This is a genomic window from Enterococcus sp. AZ191 (assembly GCF_051713845.1).
GTDB classification, from domain to species: Bacteria; Bacillota; Bacilli; order Lactobacillales; family Enterococcaceae; genus Enterococcus_B; species Enterococcus_B durans.
Window position 1 is genome coordinate 1 of sequence record NZ_JBIOQS010000004.1, and the last position, 20,818, is coordinate 20,818.

15 protein-coding genes, 1 tRNA gene and 1 other annotated feature are annotated in these 20,818 nt (G+C 35.3%); of the genes, 12 read left to right on the top strand and 4 right to left on the bottom strand.

Features of this window, described 5'->3' with window-relative positions:
* Window positions 1–210 precede the first annotated feature (210 nt).
* Window positions 211–459, bottom strand: coding sequence for a hypothetical protein (locus tag IGI47_RS13750; protein WP_438784526.1), 249 nt, complete (start codon window positions 457–459; stop codon window positions 211–213).
* A gap of 162 nt (window positions 460–621) precedes the next feature.
* Here IGI47_RS13750 and bsh point away from each other — a divergent pair, with 162 nt between their 5' ends.
* The 3 genes from bsh (at window position 622) to IGI47_RS13765 (ending at window position 4,622) form a co-directional block, all read left to right on the top strand.
* Window positions 622–1,599, top strand: coding sequence for a choloylglycine hydrolase (gene bsh / locus IGI47_RS13755; protein ID WP_438761347.1), 978 nt, complete (start codon window positions 622–624; stop codon window positions 1,597–1,599).
* A gap of 564 nt (window positions 1,600–2,163) precedes the next feature.
* Window positions 2,164–2,237 (top strand) — tRNA-Ile (locus IGI47_RS13760).
* Window positions 2,238–3,671: 1,434 nt separating this feature from the next.
* Window positions 3,672–4,622, top strand: coding sequence for a hypothetical protein (locus tag IGI47_RS13765; protein ID WP_438784527.1), 951 nt, complete (start codon window positions 3,672–3,674; stop codon window positions 4,620–4,622).
* 635 nt (window positions 4,623–5,257) lie between these two features.
* On the opposite strand, the gene IGI47_RS13770 is transcribed toward IGI47_RS13765, so the two are convergent.
* Complete coding sequence (locus IGI47_RS13770; RefSeq protein ID WP_438784528.1) at window positions 5,258–6,097, bottom strand: LPXTG cell wall anchor domain-containing protein; 840 nt, start codon at window positions 6,095–6,097, stop codon at window positions 5,258–5,260.
* 398 nt (window positions 6,098–6,495) lie between these two features.
* On the opposite strand from IGI47_RS13770, the gene nagE reads away from it, so the two are divergent.
* Window positions 6,496–8,487: an N-acetylglucosamine-specific PTS transporter subunit IIBC gene (gene nagE / locus IGI47_RS13775; protein ID WP_438784529.1), complete on the top strand. Its 1,992-nt coding sequence runs from the start codon at window positions 6,496–6,498 to the stop codon at window positions 8,485–8,487.
* A 123-nt stretch (window positions 8,488–8,610) separates the two neighbouring features.
* On the opposite strand, the gene IGI47_RS13780 is transcribed toward nagE, so the two are convergent.
* On the bottom strand, window positions 8,611–8,934 hold the full coding sequence (locus tag IGI47_RS13780) for a putative heavy metal-binding protein (protein ID WP_005875430.1): 324 nt from the start codon (window positions 8,932–8,934) through the stop codon (window positions 8,611–8,613).
* Between the two features lie 58 nt (window positions 8,935–8,992).
* Here IGI47_RS13780 and IGI47_RS13785 point away from each other — a divergent pair, with 58 nt between their 5' ends.
* The 4 genes from IGI47_RS13785 to dhaL are packed head-to-tail and all read left to right on the top strand — an operon-like array spanning window position 8,993 to window position 11,165.
* The gene (locus IGI47_RS13785) at window positions 8,993–9,151 is read left to right on the top strand and encodes a hypothetical protein (RefSeq protein WP_438784530.1); all 159 of its coding nucleotides are present in this window, start codon (window positions 8,993–8,995) and stop codon (window positions 9,149–9,151) included.
* Window positions 9,152–9,167: 16 nt separating this feature from the next.
* Entirely contained in the window at window positions 9,168–9,563 is a 396-nt protein-coding gene (dhaM, locus tag IGI47_RS13790) for a dihydroxyacetone kinase phosphoryl donor subunit DhaM (RefSeq protein WP_438784531.1), read from the top strand.
* Window position 9,564: 1 nt separating this feature from the next.
* The gene (gene dhaK / locus IGI47_RS13795) at window positions 9,565–10,548 is read left to right on the top strand and encodes a dihydroxyacetone kinase subunit DhaK (protein WP_438784532.1); all 984 of its coding nucleotides are present in this window, start codon (window positions 9,565–9,567) and stop codon (window positions 10,546–10,548) included.
* Window positions 10,549–10,562: 14 nt separating this feature from the next.
* Window positions 10,563–11,165: a dihydroxyacetone kinase subunit DhaL gene (gene dhaL, locus IGI47_RS13800; protein WP_311930437.1), complete on the top strand. Its 603-nt coding sequence runs from the start codon at window positions 10,563–10,565 to the stop codon at window positions 11,163–11,165.
* Between the two features lie 567 nt (window positions 11,166–11,732).
* Here dhaL and IGI47_RS13805 read toward each other — a convergent pair.
* Window positions 11,733–13,031, bottom strand: coding sequence for a polysaccharide deacetylase family protein (locus tag IGI47_RS13805; RefSeq protein WP_438784533.1), 1,299 nt, complete (start codon window positions 13,029–13,031; stop codon window positions 11,733–11,735).
* A gap of 320 nt (window positions 13,032–13,351) precedes the next feature.
* Window positions 13,352–13,556, top strand: a binding site (T-box leader).
* Between the two features lie 105 nt (window positions 13,557–13,661).
* Here IGI47_RS13805 and tyrS point away from each other — a divergent pair.
* The 4 genes from tyrS to nhaC all read left to right on the top strand — a co-directional run bounded on the left by tyrS (window position 13,662) and on the right by nhaC (window position 20,534).
* Window positions 13,662–14,918 (top strand): tyrosine--tRNA ligase, encoded by a 1,257-nt coding sequence (tyrS, locus tag IGI47_RS13810; RefSeq protein WP_081133811.1) that lies wholly within the window; start codon window positions 13,662–13,664, stop codon window positions 14,916–14,918.
* A gap of 290 nt (window positions 14,919–15,208) precedes the next feature.
* Entirely contained in the window at window positions 15,209–17,083 is a 1,875-nt protein-coding gene (gene tdc, locus IGI47_RS13815; protein ID WP_438784534.1) for a tyrosine decarboxylase, read from the top strand.
* 310 nt (window positions 17,084–17,393) lie between these two features.
* The gene (tyrP, locus tag IGI47_RS13820; RefSeq protein ID WP_081133812.1) at window positions 17,394–18,812 is read left to right on the top strand and encodes a tyrosine-tyramine antiporter; all 1,419 of its coding nucleotides are present in this window, start codon (window positions 17,394–17,396) and stop codon (window positions 18,810–18,812) included.
* Window positions 18,813–19,151: 339 nt separating this feature from the next.
* Entirely contained in the window at window positions 19,152–20,534 is a 1,383-nt protein-coding gene (nhaC, locus tag IGI47_RS13825) for a Na+/H+ antiporter NhaC (RefSeq protein ID WP_438784535.1), read from the top strand.
* The last annotated feature ends 284 nt before the right edge of the window (window positions 20,535–20,818 follow it).

The window sequence follows — 20,818 nt, forward strand, 5'->3', positions numbered from 1 at the left end:
AGAGTAGCTTTTTTAGTATTGATTTTTTACAGGATGAGATTATAATAATCGTAATAGCTGATGAATCAATTTCCCAATCTTTTTACGCATTTAAACAGCGAAGCGTCTTCGGACGCTTCTTTTTTGTACTGCAATCAATATTTATATTTGTATCACCTCTAGATAGTTTCTTTGTATAAAAAAACGACTCATAATGAGTCATTTAATAGATCAGAGTGATAAATCATTAATTTCTTTAAATTCTTTATCAAGTTCTTTTTCATCATATTTATCAGCTTCATGAAGGATTTTTTTTATTTCATGAATCACCTTACGTTCAACTAACCATTTTTTAAGCTTATGTTTTTTTTCTGGATTTTCAGATAACGTATCAAGTTCGCTTAATTCTATATCCAGTTTATTGATTGCAGCAACGATTTTGTTTAGAACTTTTTCTTCTTTGTTTTCTAAATTTGACATTTATCTTCACGCCCTCTTTATTTAGTAATTTAAGTATAGAACTTTAATATAGTTTATACAAATAAAAATACTTCTTTGTGCATGATATACTTTTCTTTTGATATATGAAAGGGTTAGGAGTAATATGAACATGAACAGAATAATATTTAGGAGGAATAAACTATGTGTACGTCTATTACTTATGTAACAAGAGATCATTATTTTGGGAGAAATTTTGATTATGAAATATCTTACAATGAAGTAGTCACTATTACTCCAAGAAATTATAAGTTAAATTTTCGAAAGGTAAATGATTTGGACACTCATTATGCAATGATTGGTATTGCCGCCGGTATAGTAGCTGACTATCCTCTTTATTACGACGCCACAAATGAAAAAGGATTGAGCATAGCTGGGCTAAATTTTTCTGGGTATGCTGATTATAAAGAAATACAAGAAGGGAAAGATAATGTATCTCCGTTTGAATTCATCCCTTGGATTTTGGGCCAATGTTCAACTGTAGATGAAGCAGAGAAATTGTTAGAAAATATCAATTTAGCAAATATAAATTATAGTGATGAGCTTCCATTGTCTCCTTTACATTGGTTATTAGCTGATAAAGAAAGATCAATTGTAATCGAAAGTATGAAAGATGGCCTTCATATATATGATAACCCTGTGGGCGTTCTTACTAATAATCCATCATTTGATTATCAATTATTCAATTTAAATAATTATCGTGTCTTATCGAGTGAAACTCCAAAAAATAATTTTTCAGATCAAATTAATTTGAATGCTTACAGTCGCGGTATGGGTGGGATAGGATTACCTGGAGATTTATCCTCAGTTTCTCGTTTTGTTAAAGCAACTTTTACGAAACTGAACTCAGTATCCGGTAGTTCAGAATCAGAAAGTGTTAGTCAATTTTTCCATATCTTAGGTTCAGTAGAACAACAAAAAGGTTTATGTGATGTGGGTGATGGAAAATATGAATATACAATTTATTCTTCCTGTTGCAATGTTGATAAAGGAATCTATTATTATCGAACCTATGAAGACAGTCAAATTACTGCTGTGGATATGAATAAAGAAGATTTAAATGGTGAGAAATTGATTAGCTATCCAATAATAGAAAAGCAGCAAATAAAATATGCTAATTAATAATTCGGATATTCTTATTTACAGTAACTTTGAATTTCAATAAAAATATAATATTTAATACTTAACTATAATAGCTGATGAATCAAATTACCAATATGTTTATCGCTCTAAACAGCGGAGCGCCTTTGGGCGCTTCTTTTTTTATGTAACGCTCCACGTTGGATGAAGTTTTTTTACTCAGGAATTTTAAAGTTAAACACCACTTTCTTTAGTAAAGTTATGATGATGTCCGTTCATGCTATTCGAAAGAGTAGCTTTTTTTGTATTGTTTTTTTACAAAAACTATATAAGCTAAGCGTAATAGCTGATGAATTAAATCCTAGTCTTTTTACAAATCGAAACAATGGGATATAATCGGGTGATTCTTTTTTATATCCATTATATGTAAATAAAGATATTCAAATTCAATTTGACAGTAGTGAAACATGTTCGATAAAATAATTATATTATCGCATGTTCATTATACCCATTGTTAATCACAATCTAAGTTACTGCGATAATAGGTTTGTTGTCACCAACTCTTTCTTTTAAAATGAATAAGCAAATAAATGGTGGCAACAACCTGTACCCTTAGCTCAGTTGGTCAGAGCAGACGGCTCATAACCGTCCGGTCGTAGGTTCGAGTTCTACAGGGTACATACTATAGTAATTTAGTTAGTTCTGTGCTAGAATTTTTTTGAAGAATATCATACAAATCAACGTTTAGTTTTCATTGCCACTCTTTGAGTGGCTTTTTGACGTATATCTTCTTGGTTCAATAAAATATTTTACATAATCGTAATGTTGTCCATCATTGTAACCAAGGTAACCATCAGGGAGTAGTTAGCGATATACGTATTAAGGATGTTTATTCTGTAAAAATTCTAGAATGAATAATCTATAATATATTTTATTTTAAGTATTGTAATTCATAAAAAAAAAACTATCAAATTAAATATAATAAAGTAATTATATCATAGATTTTGTTATTGAGATTGATATCGTAAATATATTTCAATGGATATATTTTTTTGGTGAAAAATATATCCATTGAAATACTAAAGTTATTATTATTACAAAGGAGGTGTATATTATGTTTAGTACTTGGGAAGAACTTTATAACCTACTGATACAACAGGCGGGGCCAATTACTCCAGTTCCAATTCCAGGGGTAGTTTCTCCTTTGCCATCAGCACCTTACTAAAATAATATAAATTTTATATCTATTTTAGTAGTAATAAAAATGAACAGAAAGAGATAGATTCTTTCTGTTCATTTTTACATAATGGGAATTAATACAATATTTTAATCGGAATATATTAATTAATAGTATTATTAGACTGGGTTACTTTTTTGAAATCGATTCTGACCGAGAAGTAACTTCTTTCTCTTAACTCAGTTGATCAGAACAGACGGTTCATAACCTTTCTATTTGTTACTGTAAAAATTGAGAAAATATACACTGAAATTTTTAAAAAAGTGGTCATAGGTTATTTAAACGATGAAGAAGGATACAGCTCTGTTAGTATAGATCAGAGAATGATTAATTAATAAGTTTGATCACATAATCAGCATGGATATCAAGAATTAGTGAGTGCGGCGAAGGTACACTACAGATTTTAAATTACATACTAACAAAATATCTTAGTATTCTGTTTTTTGTATTTATTATTTTTTTGGTAATAACAGCACAACTATTTTTCATTTTGGTACCATTATAAAAAAATAAATAGGAAGTGTTTATAAATATGAATGATAATGGAAAAGAAGAACTTTTATTAACAGTTGCGAAGATTAAAAGACAAGAGTTTGTTAATTCTGAAAAGTACGCTTCATTTTTATTAAGGATTTTTAGTTAATTACTAAATTTAGATAGTTCACATTATAAACCTAAAGATTGTACTGAATATAAACCTAATATTGAGTTATTATCAATCTATAAGGATTATTTAACAATAAATGAAGAGAAATTTCAAAATAGAGATATAGTAAAACTTAAACAATCGTTGGATGACAGTTTATATGCTTCTATTGAACCCGAGTTATTACAATTTAAATTAAAAAAATTAATATCAAATGATGAAGATAGTTTTTTGATTTTACCTCTAACTACAGCATTTTATTTTAAAGATAAAAAAAGTTTTAGATTGCATGAAATTGGAGTAATTGCTAAAAGAAAAGAAAATATGCTTCAGATTGAAATTATTGATAAGTCTACTATAAGTATAGAAAGTCGAAAGAACGTGTGTGATCATGTATATAATTCACATATATATCAAGATAAAAAGGGCATCGTTAGTTATGTTTATGAAATAGAAGAAACTAAGGTTCTTGAACTAGCTAAAATTTTATATTTGGGATTAATTAACCCTAAGAAACAAGTATCTTATATGGTAGATTTAGACGGCTATAAGCAGGAAGTAATTTTAACAAAACTTAGTGAAATGGCTATTAATGAATATTACGGAGAAAGGGTTGGTACGTATCAATATTTATTAGGCAACTGTTTAGCTAAAGAATTAGAAGCATCGATAAAGTTTTCTTTAGGCCAAGAAAGATATTCTATTTTATCTAAAATTAAAACTAATTATAAAGAATCAGGAGATCAATTTACATTTTTACGTGAAGTTAAACTACCTCACACAAAATCATCTAGAGAGATTTATTTGGAGTTATCAGCGATTTTATTAGATAGGTTTGAGCAATTGAATTTTAATAAGGAAGTTTATACACCATGTATAATAGATATGTTTAATACGTATTTATATTTAAAAAATTGTCGAGCAAAAGATACTGTTAAAAAGAAGTTACAAACAATTTTATCAAGATCAGTTTTTGAAAAAATGAATGATCATGTTCCTAAATTATCAGATGATCCTATTTGTGCTGAAAAATTGAATCCTGATTTTAAAAATATCGATTTACTAAAAAAAGAATTAGCGCAATTTTCTTATTATCCACATGCTTTAACTATGATGAAAAAAGAAATACACAAAAATAAAGAATACAGTGAAAAAACAATGTTTGATGCTCTTCATAAGTAGAATGTATTTACACATAAATGATTATATTTTGTCTATTATTAAAAAATGGGAAAATATTAATTTTAGTTGTAGTAAAATCAACATTGTCGTCCTGTTATACACTCTTAAATTATATGATGAGAACTACCCGTTCCAGGATATCTATAAAAATAGTCTATTTATGTGTATGAAAAAAATTTTTTCAGTAACATGAATAATAAAATTAAAAAAGGAAGTAGTAATTTGAGCTTATTTTTTGCAATTCTATTTTTTTCTTTAGCATTTATAGTTTTGATTCATGGGATAATAAAGAATAAAAAAGTTCTTTTCCCTTTTGTAACTTTCGTTATTTTAGGAATATGTTTCTTTGTAAATTTTACTATAGATATTTTAGACTTTGATGATGACATTTCTTTTGAAAGAGAATGGCAATTCGAGGATTAAATAAAAAAAAGATATGTACGAGCAAAAAGCAATTTGTCCGGGAGAATTTTGGTGTGATATTGGTGTGATATTATATTATTGCATGGGATAAATATTTATATAGCAACTTTCATTTTGAGCGCCATCTATCGTTTGGCAAAATAATCATTGATTAAAAGCAAAAAGAAACGAACCGTTACGGTTCGTTTCTTTTTTTTGTGTATCAATTGATGTCAGTTTATTCGTTTTTTCAAGAGTATGCCAAGTGTTACAAAAAGTGTACCAATAGTAGACAAAAGAATTCGTGAACTTGTTTCGTTTGTTTTTGGTAAGGATTTTGCAGAAGTGTTTTGTTGTTCGCTGGTTACTTTTACCGTACTAGTTGCTTGTGGTGCTTCACTTGTTGCTGATTGAGAAAAATCTGTTCCGACATTGTTCAACGTTTCTTTTATCCGTTTGATGCTTGCTTGTAGATCTGTTTTTTTAGAGTCGAAATCAGCCATGACTGCTTTTGCGTCAGTGATTTTTGAATGGAGGTCTGCACTAGCTGTTTCGATCTCTGTTTGGACATTGTTTATGGAAGAAGCAGCAGACTGCCCGAAAGCATCCAATTCATCTTGGAGTGCTTTTGCTTGTTGGATCTTTGCATCTATATCATTTTCGGCAAGTTCAGCTTTCGCTTTTGCATTTGCTAGATCTTGTTGGATTTGTGTGTGATCTTTATCTGCTTGGTCTTTTAATGCAGATAAGTCTTGCTCGATTTGTTGGTGATGTTCAGCTAATTGATTTTTTGCTTCTTCTAAGGACTGTTCGATTTCTTTTCTGCGATTTTCTAAATCTTGTAATATATCCCTGCTTGAAGAAGTCTCTGTAGCCGAGCTATCCGTTTCTGACCCAGTGCTGGAAGTTGTTTCGCTAGTTGGCTGACTGTCCGTAGTTGCCGAAGAAGAATCTTCTGTAGTAGTTGTTTCTATAATTTGACTATCAGACGTTGTATCTGCTTGTACTTCTTGTTGAAGAAAAAAGCAGCGGAAAGTCAAGAAGGCTAGTGATACAATAACTATTTTTTTCATAATTTCCCCACTCTCGATACTGTTTACTAACTTATGATTATAGTAAAAAAGGCAACAAATAACTATGAACAATTTTAAGAGTTTGTCTAATTATTACCAAATCATGTTAATGTAAAAAATTTGATTTTAATATTAAATGCAGAGAATTCCTCTCTTATGATTGAAATATATATAATTGGTATATAACATTATCGTAAGATATTTTCCCTATTTTTTCTTTTATTATACTATTTGAACAATGTTTTTTATAAATTTAAAAAAATCTGTTTATTTTTATTTTAAAGTGGTATACTCATTTTATTAATTTTTAGATAGTTTCTTGAAAGTTTTCAAAAAAGAAATATTTATCAATGATTATTGCATTTATTTAGATGGATGATTGTTTTAGGAGGAAGAAAATGAAAGCTTATATGCAACGAATGGGACGCTCTCTGATGTTACCAGTTGCCGTTTTACCAGCCGCTTCATTGTTGGTGGGAATTGCAAACTGGATCGTTGGAATAGGTGTCAGTAATGCTGGTACTACATTTTTGATGAATGCAGGACTAGCAATTTTAAATCACTTGGCATTATTGTTTGCCGTAGGATTAGCTTTAGGAATGTCTAAAGATAAAGATGGTTCAGCAGCACTTGCTGGACTAGTGGTGTACTTAGTCCCACAAACGGTCTTATCATCTGCGTCTGTGCAAGGGCTATTGGGCTTGGAAAAGCTGAGCGATGTGAATCCTGCATTCAGTACAATGGATAACAATGTATTTATTGGGATCATCGCCGGTTTGACCGCAGCAGCGATGTATAACCGGTTTAGTCAAGTTAAATTACCGATGGCGCTATCGTTCTTTAGTGGGAAACGGTTAGTGCCTATCATGTCGGCATTAGCGATGTTGGTTATATCTGGCATTCTTTTATTCATCTGGCCAAGTGTTTATGATGTATTAGTGGCATTTGGTAAAGGAATCTTACGCTTAGGTTTTGTAGGGGCTGGCTTATATGGCTTTTTCAATCGCTTGCTGATTCCAACAGGGCTTCACCACGCGCTGAACTCTGTTTTTTGGTTTGGTGTAGCTGGTATCAATGATATCGGGAATTTCTTAGCAGGTCAGCAAGCCTTAGATAGTGGCCAAGCAATCGTTGGTCAAACAGGGATGTATCAAGCGGGCTTCTTCCCAGTCATGATGTTCGGCTTACCTGCTGGAGCATTAGCAATCTATCAATGTGCACGGCCAGAAAAGAAAAAGCAAACTGCTTCTTTGATGTTGGCAGCAGCTTTTGCATCATTTTTCACTGGTGTGACTGAGCCATTGGAATTCTCTTTTATGTTTGTGGCTTGGCCATTATATGTTTTGCATGCTGTTTTTACTGGTATCTCATTAGCTGTCAGCGCCTTTTTCCATTGGACGGCTGGATTTGCTTTTAGTGCTGGTTTTGTAGATTACTTTTTGTCGCTGAAAAATCCTGTAGCAAATCAACCTTTGATGCTTTTAGTTCAAGGAGCTGTATTTGCGGTTATCTATTACTTCGGCTTCCGCTTTGCTATTCAGAAATTCAATCTGATGACACCAGGAAGAGAAGAAACAGCAAGGGAAGAAACACCGGATATTGCCACGGGTGATGATAAATTTGCTATTTTAGCAACACAGATCTACCAGGCGTTAGGTGGAAAAGAAAATGTACGTGTCATCGATAACTGTACGACGCGTTTGCGCCTTCAAGTTCAAGACACTGACAAAGTCGATCAAGAAAAAATCAAACAGACAGGTGTCCCTGGAGTGAAAGTGATCGATAAAACAAATATCCAAGTAGTCGTAGGTACACAAGTCCAATTCGTTGCTGATGAAATGAGTCGTTTGCAACAAGGTGGAACAAACACAGGCGAATCTATAGCTAAGCCTATGATCGTAGAAGAAAAAGAAGAAAAAACAAACTTACCTGAACAGCAGCTAGCTATTTATGCGCCTTCAAAAGGCGAATTGATTCCAATCAGCGAAGTAGCTGATCCTGTATTCTCTGAAAAAATGATGGGAGACGGTTTTGCAGTTTTACCTGAAGCGAATGAAGTATTTGCTCCTATTTCTGGAACGATCTTAAATGTCTTTCCGACAAAACATGCGATCGGTATTCAAACAGATAATGGACTCGAAGTATTACTGCATATGGGGATCAATACGGTTGATCTTAAAGGCGAACCATTTACGCTTTATGTTGAAGAAGGACAACGAATTGCTCGCGGACAATTGATTGCGGTAGTCGATTTAGAAATGCTTGAAAAAGCAGGTAAAAAATCAGATATGATCGTTGTTTTCACAAACGGAGCAGCAGTCAAGGAACTGGCTATTCGCTCAAATGCACTCGTGCAAGCCAATGAAGTCGTTGGACAGGTAAAAGAATAATTTTAAGAAAAAAAGTGCGAATGACGAGCCATTTCTGGCTGTATTCGCACTTTTTTCTGTAGTATCAGGTACTATGAGCGTGGGACAAAAGTAAGAAACACTTCTATCCCAGCCTTTTAGCGTCTATCGGTTTAACTTAACGGCTGTACCACTACAAGTAACCATTAGCATTCCATTGTCACTACCTAATACTTCATAATCCATTTTGACACCGATGATTGCGTCTGCTCCAAGGGATTTTCCACGGTCTTCCATTTCTCGGAGTGCTTCTTCACGAGCAGTCATCAATTCGTCTTCATAACTTTTTGAGCGACCTCCAAAAACATTGCGTAAACCAGCACCTAAGTCTTTCAATACATTGATCCCTGTGATTACTTCACCAAATACGATTCCTTGGTAGGACTCGACTGTTCTATCTTCAACACTGTTTGTTGTTGTAATGATCATTCGATCACTCCTTTCTTTAAAATTAGTATACCAGAATATATGGTAAGAACAGAGAGGAGTGGAAAATAAAAATCAAAAATTTAGTGATAAGTACAGCGCATCATTTCCAAAAAAAAAGCCGATTGTATTATATACTGGGAATGTAGGAAAAAACGGGGGATTTACAGAAGCTTGTTTTCAAAAAAATGAAAGCGGAAACAAATCTGCCTGGAGATGAAAGAAGGCGAACGTAAATGAAAAAAAGTATTTTGCTTATTTCCCACAGCCAAAAGGTGACAGATGGTCTGAAAGAAATGATTGAACAAATGCAAAAATCAGAGGATGTCACTATTTTTTCTTTGGGAGGAATCGACGGTCAGATTGGTTCAGATCCAATGAAGATCATCGATGCAGTAGATCAGTCAAAGGATGCAGAAGTGTATCTAGTTTTTGCGGATATTGGCAGTGCGGTACTAAATGCTGAAATGGCCAAAGATATGTTAGATGAGGAAGTGCAAAAAAAATACTACCTTGTTGATGCACCTCTTGTGGAAGAGGCATTTGCTGGTGCAATTACTGCAGGAGTGACGGATGATCTCACGCAAATCATAGCGGAAGCGAAAAAAGCCGGACAGAAAGGTTGGTCATAAAATGAAAAAAATCATGAATGAAGCGGGAAGTATCGTAGAAGAGATGTTGCAAGGAATTGTGAAAAGTTACCCGGAACTTATCCATCGTGTAGCTGATTCCAGAGTAATAGCAAAAAATGAAAAGGTCGAACAAGTAGGGTTAGTTTCTGGTGGTGGAAGTGGCCATGAACCGGCACATGCAGGCTTTGTCGGAAATGGGATGCTGAGTGCTGCTGTTTTGGGGGATGTCTTTACTTCTCCAACGCCAGACCAAGTACAAACAGCCATCAACGAAGCAAATCAGGGAAAAGGCGTTTTGCTGATCGTGAAAAATTATACTGGGGATATTCTAAACTTTGATATGGCCAAAGAAATGGCTGCGATGGATGACATCCAAGTGGAAAGCGTTGTGGTCGACGATGATATTGCGGTAGAAAATAGCACCTATACTGCAGGAAAACGCGGTGTGGCTGGTACGATCCTGGTCCATAAGATTTTAGGAGATGCAGCTAGGAAAGGGCAATCTTTAGCAGAGTTGAAGGAACTAGGGGATCAAGTAGTGCAGGCAATCAAGACGATTGGTGTCGCTCTTCGCGCTGCTACTGTTCCGGAAGTAGGTAAGCCAGGATTTGAATTGGCAGAAGATGAGATCGAATATGGAGTCGGCATTCACGGTGAACCTGGTTATCGCAGAGAAAAATTGCAATCATCCAAAGTATTGGCTAAAGAGTTGGTTACTAAAATCCTAGCTGATTATACGGAAAAACCGAAAGAAGTCGGCGTTTTAATCAATGGTGTGGGTGGCACACCACTAATGGAACAATTTGTTTTCATGAATGATGTTTTAGCTTTGTTAGAAGCAGAAAATATAAATGTGACTTTTCATAAAGTCGGAAATCTGATGACTTCTCTGGATATGCAAGGACTTTCTTTGACGATGATCGATTTGAAGGATAAAGACTGGCGAGAAGCATTAATAAGTGACGTACAAACAATTTCTTGGTAAAGGGTGAATGACAGATGGATATAACGGTAAAAGAGATACAAGAATGGTTGATGGAATTTACAAAAGAAATCAATGAAAACAAAAGTTATCTTAGTGATCTAGATACGCCGATTGGTGACGGTGACCATGGAAATAATATGGGACGAGGTGTTTCCGCATTTGAAGACGCCTTTAAGAAAGAGGAACCGACAACAATCAGTGACACCTTTAAAGTTTTTTCAATGGCAATGATCTCCAAAGTTGGAGGAGCTTCAGGTCCGCTATATGGTTCAGCATTCATGAACATGATGAAAGCGACAAAGGATGTTGACGTCATCAATTCACAAGAGCAATTAGGGAAAATCATCGAAGAAGGTACAAATGGAATACAAGCAAGAGGAAAAGCTGAAGCAGAGGATAAAACAATGCTAGATGTTTGGTTGCCTGTTACGGAAGCATTAAAAAACAATCAGCTAACCGCAGACGTCATCGAAAATGCCAAAGAACATACTAAAAATTTGGTCGCAAAAAAAGGACGTGCCTCTTATTTAGGGGAACGGGCGATTGGACACATTGATCCAGGAGCAGCTTCTAGTGCAATCTTATTCCAGACACTACTTGACATGATTCATGGATAGAACGGACTATTTATAAACTGTATAAGCCTAACTTTGAACGACAGCATAAACTGTTGCAAAAGTCAGGCTTTTTGTTTGCTTTCATGTGCCTACCTAGAGTTTTTTCTGACAGAGGTATTTACCAAAAGCTAAACGAAGAAAGTGAAAATCGAGAAGAAAGAATAACTCTTTAGCATGAAAAAAAGAATTTGATCCTGATTAAAATAACGAAACAATAAAAGATGACTTGTGCAAAATAGAGGTGAGGACACTGCTGCTTTTAGCAATGGTGTCACCTCTTTTTTACTGGTTATTGTCGGGTCAAAACGTTTTTTTTTTTTGCAACTTTATTCGCGGTGGTCAAAGGCTTGCATCTTCAACAATAAGCCTAAACAGATGAAAAACATGAGAAGCTGTTTCGAAAAATCCATTCTTATTGTCGGCGGAGCTGAACGGCATTTTCACAACCTTATCCATGGTGTTCAAGAAGCAACTCCTCAACAATAAGCGCTAGATTTCCAAAATATGAGCAGCTATTTTAGAAATCTAGTTCTTATTTGCACGGAGCTGTGCGCTTCTTTCACAACCTTATCCTCGATCTTTTTGATCATACACTTCTTTGACGTTGATAAATTGATCGAGTATTGGATTTTCTCCTTTTAGATCAGCTGCGAAGCGGATACCGTCAATGTTGATTCTGGCGTTACGGTAGTAGTCAGTTCCTAGTTGTCCCCATGCAGGAGTTGAGGCATCGACATTGCAGAAGATATCAAATCCTTGTTGTTTCAAGTAAGCAAACTTTTGATTTGCTTCGGAATAAGGTTGCCAATCGCTGATGTCAGCACCGAATGGATAGATCAGGATATTTGTTTTGCCTAAAATAGGTGCAACTTCATTTTGCCAATGTTCGTTATCTTGTTGGATATCTGCTAAAGAAGCTTGCGTCATATTCAAATGGCCCCAAGTATGAGAAGCAAAACTCCAACCATCTTTTTTTAGCTGGTCAGCAACTTTTTTTGCTGCTTCGATTTCTTTGTTTGTTTTTTCGTTATCACCATATTCTGATTTTGATGTACGGTAACCTAATACACCATTATAGCCTGTTAAAGATAATGTTCCTTTGGTGCTTTGATAAGAAAAATCGGGATGTTTTTTAATGAATGAATCGATCAGGGGAACCATATCATAGTCACCAACAGTTTCCTTCTTATTGTCGATATAAATATTCTTGATTTGGTTCTGTTTATCGACAATCAACTTACTTGGAAATCCTGAATTGTCCATGTATTCATAATAGCTGACATCATCTTGCGAAAGAATTAGCGGTTTCTTTCCTTCTGGAAGAGAAACACCTGTAAAGGTCAGGTTTCCATCTGTTCCTTTTTTGACTAATCCATTTAGATTAACAAGAACATAGTTATTTTTATATAACTGGTCAATGGTTTTATTGAATTCGGAAATAGTGACCATATAATCTTTATACCCTTGTGCTTGCTGGGTATGAAAAGCCTTAGCTGGATCAACGATCAGACTATGAAAGAAGACGTGTGAGATTTTGGCTGGATCTTCCCATTTTATCAAGGATTCTTTTTCTTTTTTCAAGGTTGCTAACAATTGTCGCGCTTCTTTGGCGTCGTCTTTTTCAAGTAAGGCGATGGCTTCATCATAACGATAACTTGCAGCAAGCTGTTTTGCTTGATCAAGCTGTTTCGTCGTTTGTCTATCTTCAACAGATTTTGAGCTGCTGCTTGAGTGTTGAGTTGTTTGACTAGTGTTTTCTAATTTATTGTTTGTTGCTGCTTGTGTAACAAAAAAGATACTTACACCTAGAATAATAACAGTGCATACAGAAGTGACAGCCAATATGATTTTTTGTGTATGTTTCATTTTATCGTCCCCTACTACTTTTTGATTTCAAAAACCCCCGTAAGCTTTTCTTAACCCTTTGAAAAACTTCCCATAACCATTGTAACGAATATAGAAACAAGTGTAAAAGAAACTTTTGTTTTTTTGACTTTTCTCTTATTTTCTTTAATTAGAGCGCTTTTTATGAAAAGTACTATTTTGTAAAAGTTATAAAGTGAGAGAGGTGAAAATGTTCGGATTTTCGCTTTTTTTATTTCCAAGAAAAACTAAAATAAAAAAAATTTCACTTTTTTATTGACAAAGAAAAAATGCCGTTCTATGATAGACACATATTAATTAGATAACAGGCAATGATCAAAACGAAGTAGTTATTAAAGCCAATGTTTCAGAAAGCTAGTGGTTGCTGAGAACTAGTACATGCTTTAAAGCGAATTACATTTTAGGAGCCTATGGCAGTGATGCCACGCGACAGCGTTAAATGTTCGAGTGATATGTTTTACTACAAAACATATAAAATGGGTGGTACCGCGAAATTTCGTCCCTTGGTTAATCTTAACCAAGGGATTTTTTGTCGTTTCCACTCAAGTAGTACAAATGAAGCATGCTAGCAGGTTCCTGCTTTCATAAAAAAATTATACGGAGGGCATTAAAATGAATATTATCGATGAATTAACTTGGCGCGACGCCATTAATCAACAAACGAACGAAGAAAGACTTCGTGAGCTCGTTGACGAAAAGAGTATCTCACTTTATTGCGGTGTTGATCCAACTGGAGATTCTATGCACATCGGACACTTGATCCCATTTATGATGATGAAAAGATTTCAATTGGCGGGCCATCATCCATATATTCTTATTGGTGGCGGAACAGGAACGATTGGTGATCCAAGTGGACGCAAGACAGAACGAGTGTTACAAACAATGGAACAAGTACAACATAACGTAGATGCACTATCAAATCAAATGAGAAAATTGTTTGGAAAAGATGCAAATATTACATTTGTGAATAACTACGACTGGTTATCAAAAATATCATTACTTGAATTTTTGAGAGATTATGGTAAAAACTTCAACATCAATACGATGTTGGCAAAAGATATCGTCGCAAGTCGTTTGGAAGTAGGGATCTCATTTACAGAGTTTACTTACCAAATCCTGCAATCAATTGACTTCTTACATTTACACAAAACATTCGATGTTCAATTACAGATCGGTGGGGCCGACCAATGGGGCAACATCACAGCTGGATTGGACTTGATCCGTAAATTAGAAGGGCCAGAGGCAGAAGCGTTCGGTTTAACGATTCCGTTGATGCTTAAAGCAGATGGAACTAAATTTGGTAAAACTGCAGGTGGCGCAATCTGGCTTGATCCTGAAAAAACATCCCCATTTGAATTTTACCAATTCTGGTTGAACCAAGATGATCGTGATGTAGTGAAATACTTGAAATTCTTTACTTTCTTGACACAAGAAGAAATTGCTGAACTAGCGAAAAAAGTAGAGACTGAACCTGAAAAACGTGAAGCACAACGCCGCTTAGCAGAAGAAGTGACGAGATTCGTGCATAGTGAAGAAGACTTGAAAGAAGCGCAAAAAATAACAGATGCATTGTTCTCTGGAAATATCAAAGAATTAAATGCAGCTGAAATTGCACAAGGGTTTGGAAAAATGCCAAACGTAGAAATTTCAAGCAATCCTGAAAATATCGTGGAACTACTTGTTTCCACAAAAATTGAACCATCAAAACGCCAAGCGCGTGAAGATGTTTCAAACGGAGCTATTAGTATTAACGGTGACCGCGTTACCGATTTAAATTTTGTCATAAATCCATCTGATGCATTCGATGGTAAGTTTGTGGTTATTCGAAAAGGTAAGAAAAATTACTTTTTGGCCAAAGTAGTTGATTAGAATTTAGTAAATTTTTGCCTTGGAAAAGGTTAAGACTATTACAAGATTCCAATTTTGAAATCCATCCTAAAAAGGAAACGCTGGTTGTCGTTAATACAATCCTTGCGAGGGAATTTACTTTTGTAAATTCCCTCGTTTTTTTTAATTTTTTTAAATGTGTAAACAATTTAGACAATTGGTGTTTATGAAATTTCTATTAGAAAAACGATTGTGATTTAGTTTACAGAAATAAAAAACAGGTGTAATGTAGGCCTCGACAAAATTTAAATATTTTTTTAGGAGGGTTTCACATGGAATCATTGTCAAATGATCTAAACCTTAACGCCCTATTTATCGGGGACAAAGCTGAGAACGGCCAAATCTATAAAACTTTGTTAAACGATTTAGTGGACGAACACTTAGGATGGCGTCAAAACTACATGCCTCAGGACATGCCTATCATTACGCCAGAAGAAAAAAGCAGTGCAAGTTTTGAACACACTGTGAACCGCACGAAAGATGTTTTATCAGAAATTTCAGCACGTATGCGTACTCATTCCGTACCATGGCATAATGCCGGTCGCTACTGGGGCCACATGAACTCTGAAACATTAATGCCATCTTTACTAGCGTATAATTTCGCAATGTTATGGAATGGTAATAACGTCGCTTACGAGTCTTCTCCAGCAACAAGTCAAATGGAAGAAGAAGTAGGATTAGAATTTGCAAAATTAATGAGCTATAAAGATGGCTGGGGACACATTGTTGCCGATGGCTCCTTAGCAAACTTAGAAGGACTTTGGTATGCACGTAATATCAAATCTTTACCTCTTGCGATGCAAGAAGTAACGCCTGAATTAGTTGCTGGTAAAAGTGATTGGGAATTAATGAACATGTCTACAAAAGAAATCATGGACTTGTTAGATAGTGTTCCAGATAAAATTGATGAGATCAAAGCACATTCTGCACGAAGCGGGAAAAACTTACAAAAATTAGGAAAATGGTTAGTACCACAAACAAAACACTATTCATGGCTAAAAGCTGCCGACATTATCGGTGTTGGGTTAGACCAAGTTATCCCTGTACCAGTTGATCACAACTATCGTATGGATATCAACGAACTTGAAAAAATCGTCCGTAGTTTAGCAGCTGAAAAAACACCAATCTTGGGTGTTGTCGGTGTAGTTGGTTCAACCGAAGAAGGAGCAATCGACGGAATCGATAAGATCGTTGAATTGCGTCGCGTACTAGAAAAAGACGGTATTTATTTCTACTTGCATGTAGATGCTGCTTATGGCGGTTATGGCCGTGCAATTTTCTTAGACGAAGACAACAACTTCATTCCTTTTGAAGAATTGAAAGACGTACATTTCAAACATAACGTCTTCACAGAAAACAAAAATTATATTTTAGAAGAAGTTCACAGTGCATATAAAGCAATCGAAGAAGCTGAATCTGTAACGATCGACCCACATAAAATGGGGTATGTTCCTTACTCAGCCGGCGGTATCGTTATCAAAGATGTACGCATGAGAGATGTGATCTCTTATTTTGCAACATACGTATTTGAAAAAGGTGCAGACATTCCTGCTTTACTAGGTGCATATATCTTAGAAGGTTCAAAAGCTGGTGCGACAGCTGCTAGTGTTTGGGCTGCTCATCACGTATTGCCTTTAAACGTAACTGGTTATGGTAAATTGATGGGTGCTTCAATCGAAGGGGCACATCGATTCTATAACTTCTTGAATAACTTATCATTCAAAGTTGGCGATAAAGAAATCGAAGTACACCCATTGACATATCCAGATTTCAATATGGTTGACTATGTATTCAAGGAAAAAGGCAACGACGATTTAGTTGCAATGAATAAATTGAACCATGATGTGTATGATTATTCTTCATATGTCAAAGGAAGCATCTATGGAAATGAATTCTTGACATCACATACAGACTTTGCCATCCCAGATTACGGAAATAGTCCATTACAATTTGTAAATCAATTAGGATTTTCTGATGAAGAATGGAACCGTGCTGGTAAAGTAACTGTCTTGCGTGCAAGTGTTATGACACCATACATGAATAAAGAAGAACATTTTGAAGAATATGCTGAAAAAATCAAAGCAGCTCTTCAAGAAAAATTGGAAAAAATATACGCAGATCAATTATTAGCAAGCGAAGCAAAATAATCGAATAAGGTGGCTCTGATTCCGTCTGAAAAAGACGGGGTCAGCTACCTTTTGTTTTGAGATTGTCTTTGAAGAAAATCGCTTCGAGCAATAAGTTCAAAACAGCTGAGGTTGTGGAAATAATTGAAATTGACTAGAAAAAAAGCATTGCTTTTTTATTTTTTGATGCGCGCTGAAGTTCGATTTATCAAATACCTTTGTACGTTATAACAATTTTTAATCAAGCAACCTCTTTGCTTTCGGTTATTGCGACTTGCGATTACTTTGAAGACACCGTTTTTTATCCAAAAAAACAAGGAGAGTGTCAAAAGTGAGTAAATCACAAGTAAGTAAAATGGGTCTAGGGACCTTTGTCGGTCTGACGATGGCGTTATGTGCGACAGTTCGGAGTATTCCGACATTAGCTGCAGTTGGTTGGACATTGATTTTTTATTCGATTTTTGCAGTGTTATTCTTTGCTGGTCCTATTTCAATGGTTTCCGGTGAACTTTCAACGATGTTACCTCAAGAAGGTGGCCCACAATTATGGGTAAAAACAGCGCTAGGAAGTAAATGGGGATTTGTAGTTGCATGGTTACTATGGGTGCAAATGTTCCCAGGGATGGTCATGGTTGCTTCAACATTAGGACCATTACTAGGAAATACTTTTGGAAATGTGGAACTTGGCAATAATCATTTATTTGTATTAGCTTGTATTTTAGTTATTTATTGGATTATTACTATTTTGAATTTAAAGTTTGATATGGCCAAAGTTGGTGGGAATATCGGTGTCTGGTTAGGCGTATATATCCCAGTTGTGATCATGTTTGTTTTAGGCTTGTTTGCAGCATTCAAAGTTGGTTTGGTATCAAATGGCTATTTAGGTGACTTTTCTTGGTCAAAAGCTTTTCCAGACTTACAACACAGTGAATCATTGAAATATCTTGCAGGTATCACATTTATTTTTGTAGGTATTGAAATGAGTTCTGTTTATATGCCACGCTTAAAAGATGCTACAAAGAACTATACAAAAGGTGTCTTTATTGCTTTGATCGGTTTGGTACTTTTAAACGTGATCAATGCGATGTTAGTTGCAAATGTTGTGCCAAATGGAAAAATGGAATTGGCGAATATTACTCAACCTATCTTGATTTACTGCGATATCCTTGGCTTACCATCGATTATTGGGAACATCTTTAGTTTCATGGTATTCATTGGGGTACTTTTACAGTTATCAGCTTGGGTTACTGGTCCATCAAAAACCATCATCCAAGTAGCACGAGAAGGATTCTTGCCACCAAAATTTGGCTTCCATAAAGAAAATAAATATGGTGTTTCTAGAAATGTCGTGTTAACTCAATCAATCGTTATTTCATTGTTTGCCTTACTTTATGGAGTAATGGATGATGTAAGTGCCGTATTCTTGACGTTAACAAATGCAACAACAGTTATTTATTGTATCGTATATATCTTGATTGCAGTTTCTTTGATAAAAATGAGAAAGAGTCACCCAGAGTTGGAACGTCCTTATCGAATTGGGAAAAATGGAAATGGCTTAGCTTGGGTCGTTAGCTGCATGTTGATCTTTTCAATCATTGCGGTGGTCTTCTCAACTTTAGGAACATCAACATTAACAGATGCATTATTAGTTGCGATCATTGCAATTGTGATGTTTGTCATTCCTTTGATTATCAATCGATTCAAAAAAGATTCTTGGGGAACTGAAGTAGAAAAAAGTATAGAAGAATAATGTGTAGAAAGAAGGTTTTAACAAACCTTTGAGCTGTGTTTGTCATTTTTTTGACCAACTAGCTTTGAAAAACAAGCCGGATGATCCGAAAATAGTTTTCCCTATTTTTGGGGTTGTTCGGCTTGTTTTGAGTGTGGCTTGTTTAGAATTTCTTTCGTTTTAGCCGATTTGTTCAATCTTCTTTTCTATACATCAATACCTTTTCAACTATCAGTTAGGTGTAACGAGAGAGTAAATTTATACTCGTTCTCAAATGATGTTCGTTGCAAAGCTGTCCTGCCAAAAGAACACCTTGTTTTTCGTGGTAGGGACTTTTTTATTAGAAAAGGGAGACGTACAGTGAATAAAAAAATAGCGTTAAAAGAGAGTATAGCTGTATTAGTTGTATTGCTAGCGATATTGGGTATATTGATTATTGGGTTTCAATTATCCCCACATATCCCGATACTTACAGCTTTTATGTGTTTGTTATTTTATGGTCGGTTTAGACGATTCTCTTGGGATGACATCCATGACGGAATTGTAAAAGGGATTACACCAGGGATCATCCCGATTTTGATTTTTCTTTTAATCGGTGTCTTAGTTGCTTCATGGATATTATCTGGAACCATTCCGACAATTATGGTTTATGGATTCCAATTGATTTCTGTCCGCTTTTTTTTACCAACGGCATTTTTAGTTTGTACGATCGTTGGTATCACAGTTGGCAGCTCATTCACGACGATTTCAACGATTGGGATCGCATTCTTAGGTATAGGACATATTTTAGGTTTTAATGATGCGATGACAACGGGTGCTGTTGTTTCTGGAGCGTTTCTAGGAAATAATTGTTCACCGTTATCTGATACGACAAACTTAGCTGCTGGGATCGGTGAAGTCAATTTATTTGAACACATTGCCGGAATGCGGTATACCGACTTACCAGCGTTTTTGATTTCTATGTTATTTTATATTTTTCTTGGCCATAGTAGTCACACAGCTGATCTTCAAGCAATTACTGAGATGATCCAAAATATGAAAGCTGGTTTTTGGATTTCTCCATGGACACTGATTCCATTGGTTGTCTTATTCGGTGGAGCAATCAAAAAAATACCAGCCATCCCAACACTGCTCACTGGTTCGGCTACGGCAATTGTCTTGGCATTTATCCATCAATCTGGATTGACGATCCAAGGAGTAGCCAATATTTTGATGAATGGATATGTTGCCCAAACAGCAGATCCAAAAATCAATGAGTTGCTTTCTAGAGGTGGCATTATGAGTATGCTTAGTTCTGCAAGTTTGATATTACTGGCTCTCGCATTGGGAGGATTACTGATCAAATATACGATCGTAGAGACGATTGTCCAAGAATTACGAGAAAAGATGGATCGTCCGTCACGCTTGATTGGTTTTACAGCTTTAAGCTGTATCGGGATCAATCTTATCGTTGGGGAACAATATCTTTCAATTATTTTGCCAGGAGAAACATTCAAACGTTCCTTTGAACAAAGCGGTCTAGATAAAAAATATCTGACGCGAACATTGGCTGATGCAGGCGCTACTGTCAATTCATTAGTGCCATGGGGAGTAAGTGGCACATTTATCATGGGTACGATGAAAGTCAGTGCGTTACAGTATTTACCATTCGCGTTCTTTGCGATCTTAGCGCCAATTTTCACTATTATTGGCGGGTTCTTATTGAATCATAAGAAGGAAAAGAGCCAGATAGGAGTAAACTAAGACAGAAAAGTAATTTATTGTTGCTGCGGTAGTTACTTATATTTAGGGAGTAGAGTCAGTTGGATGACTTGGCTCCTTTTTTATTTTTAAAACTAAAGAAAATATGTACAAGTATGGGTACTATAAATTAAGAGAGAGGTCGAGACAAATATAAAAATATTCTTTCTACAGACGCTCGAATAAACGGTGTCCAAAAGTCAGGCTTTTCGGAGATTTCAAAAAAGAGGTTGGGATAGAAGTGTTTAACTCCTTCGGCTTATTTCCGAAGGAGTTGCTTCTGCTCC

What these genes read in the sequence shown, in the direction of transcription:
- dhaM (WP_438784531.1), top strand. Translation starts at nt 9,168, where the DNA reads ATGAAAAAAAGTATTTTGCTTATTTCCCACAGCCAAAAGGTGACAGAT.
- dhaK (WP_438784532.1), top strand. Translation starts at nt 9,565, where the DNA reads ATGAAAAAAATCATGAATGAAGCGGGAAGTATCGTAGAAGAGATGTTG.
- IGI47_RS13750 (WP_438784526.1), bottom strand. Translation starts at nt 459, where the DNA reads ATGTCAAATTTAGAAAACAAAGAAGAAAAAGTTCTAAACAAAATCGTT.
- nagE (WP_438784529.1), top strand. Translation starts at nt 6,496, where the DNA reads ATGAAAGCTTATATGCAACGAATGGGACGCTCTCTGATGTTACCAGTT.
- dhaL (WP_311930437.1), top strand. Translation starts at nt 10,563, where the DNA reads ATGGATATAACGGTAAAAGAGATACAAGAATGGTTGATGGAATTTACA.
- IGI47_RS13780 (WP_005875430.1), bottom strand. Translation starts at nt 8,934, where the DNA reads ATGATCATTACAACAACAAACAGTGTTGAAGATAGAACAGTCGAGTCC.
- tdc (WP_438784534.1), top strand. Translation starts at nt 15,209, where the DNA reads ATGGAATCATTGTCAAATGATCTAAACCTTAACGCCCTATTTATCGGG.
- tyrS (WP_081133811.1), top strand. Translation starts at nt 13,662, where the DNA reads ATGAATATTATCGATGAATTAACTTGGCGCGACGCCATTAATCAACAA.
- bsh (WP_438761347.1), top strand. Translation starts at nt 622, where the DNA reads ATGTGTACGTCTATTACTTATGTAACAAGAGATCATTATTTTGGGAGA.
- IGI47_RS13805 (WP_438784533.1), bottom strand. Translation starts at nt 13,031, where the DNA reads ATGAAACATACACAAAAAATCATATTGGCTGTCACTTCTGTATGCACT.
- IGI47_RS13770 (WP_438784528.1), bottom strand. Translation starts at nt 6,097, where the DNA reads ATGAAAAAAATAGTTATTGTATCACTAGCCTTCTTGACTTTCCGCTGC.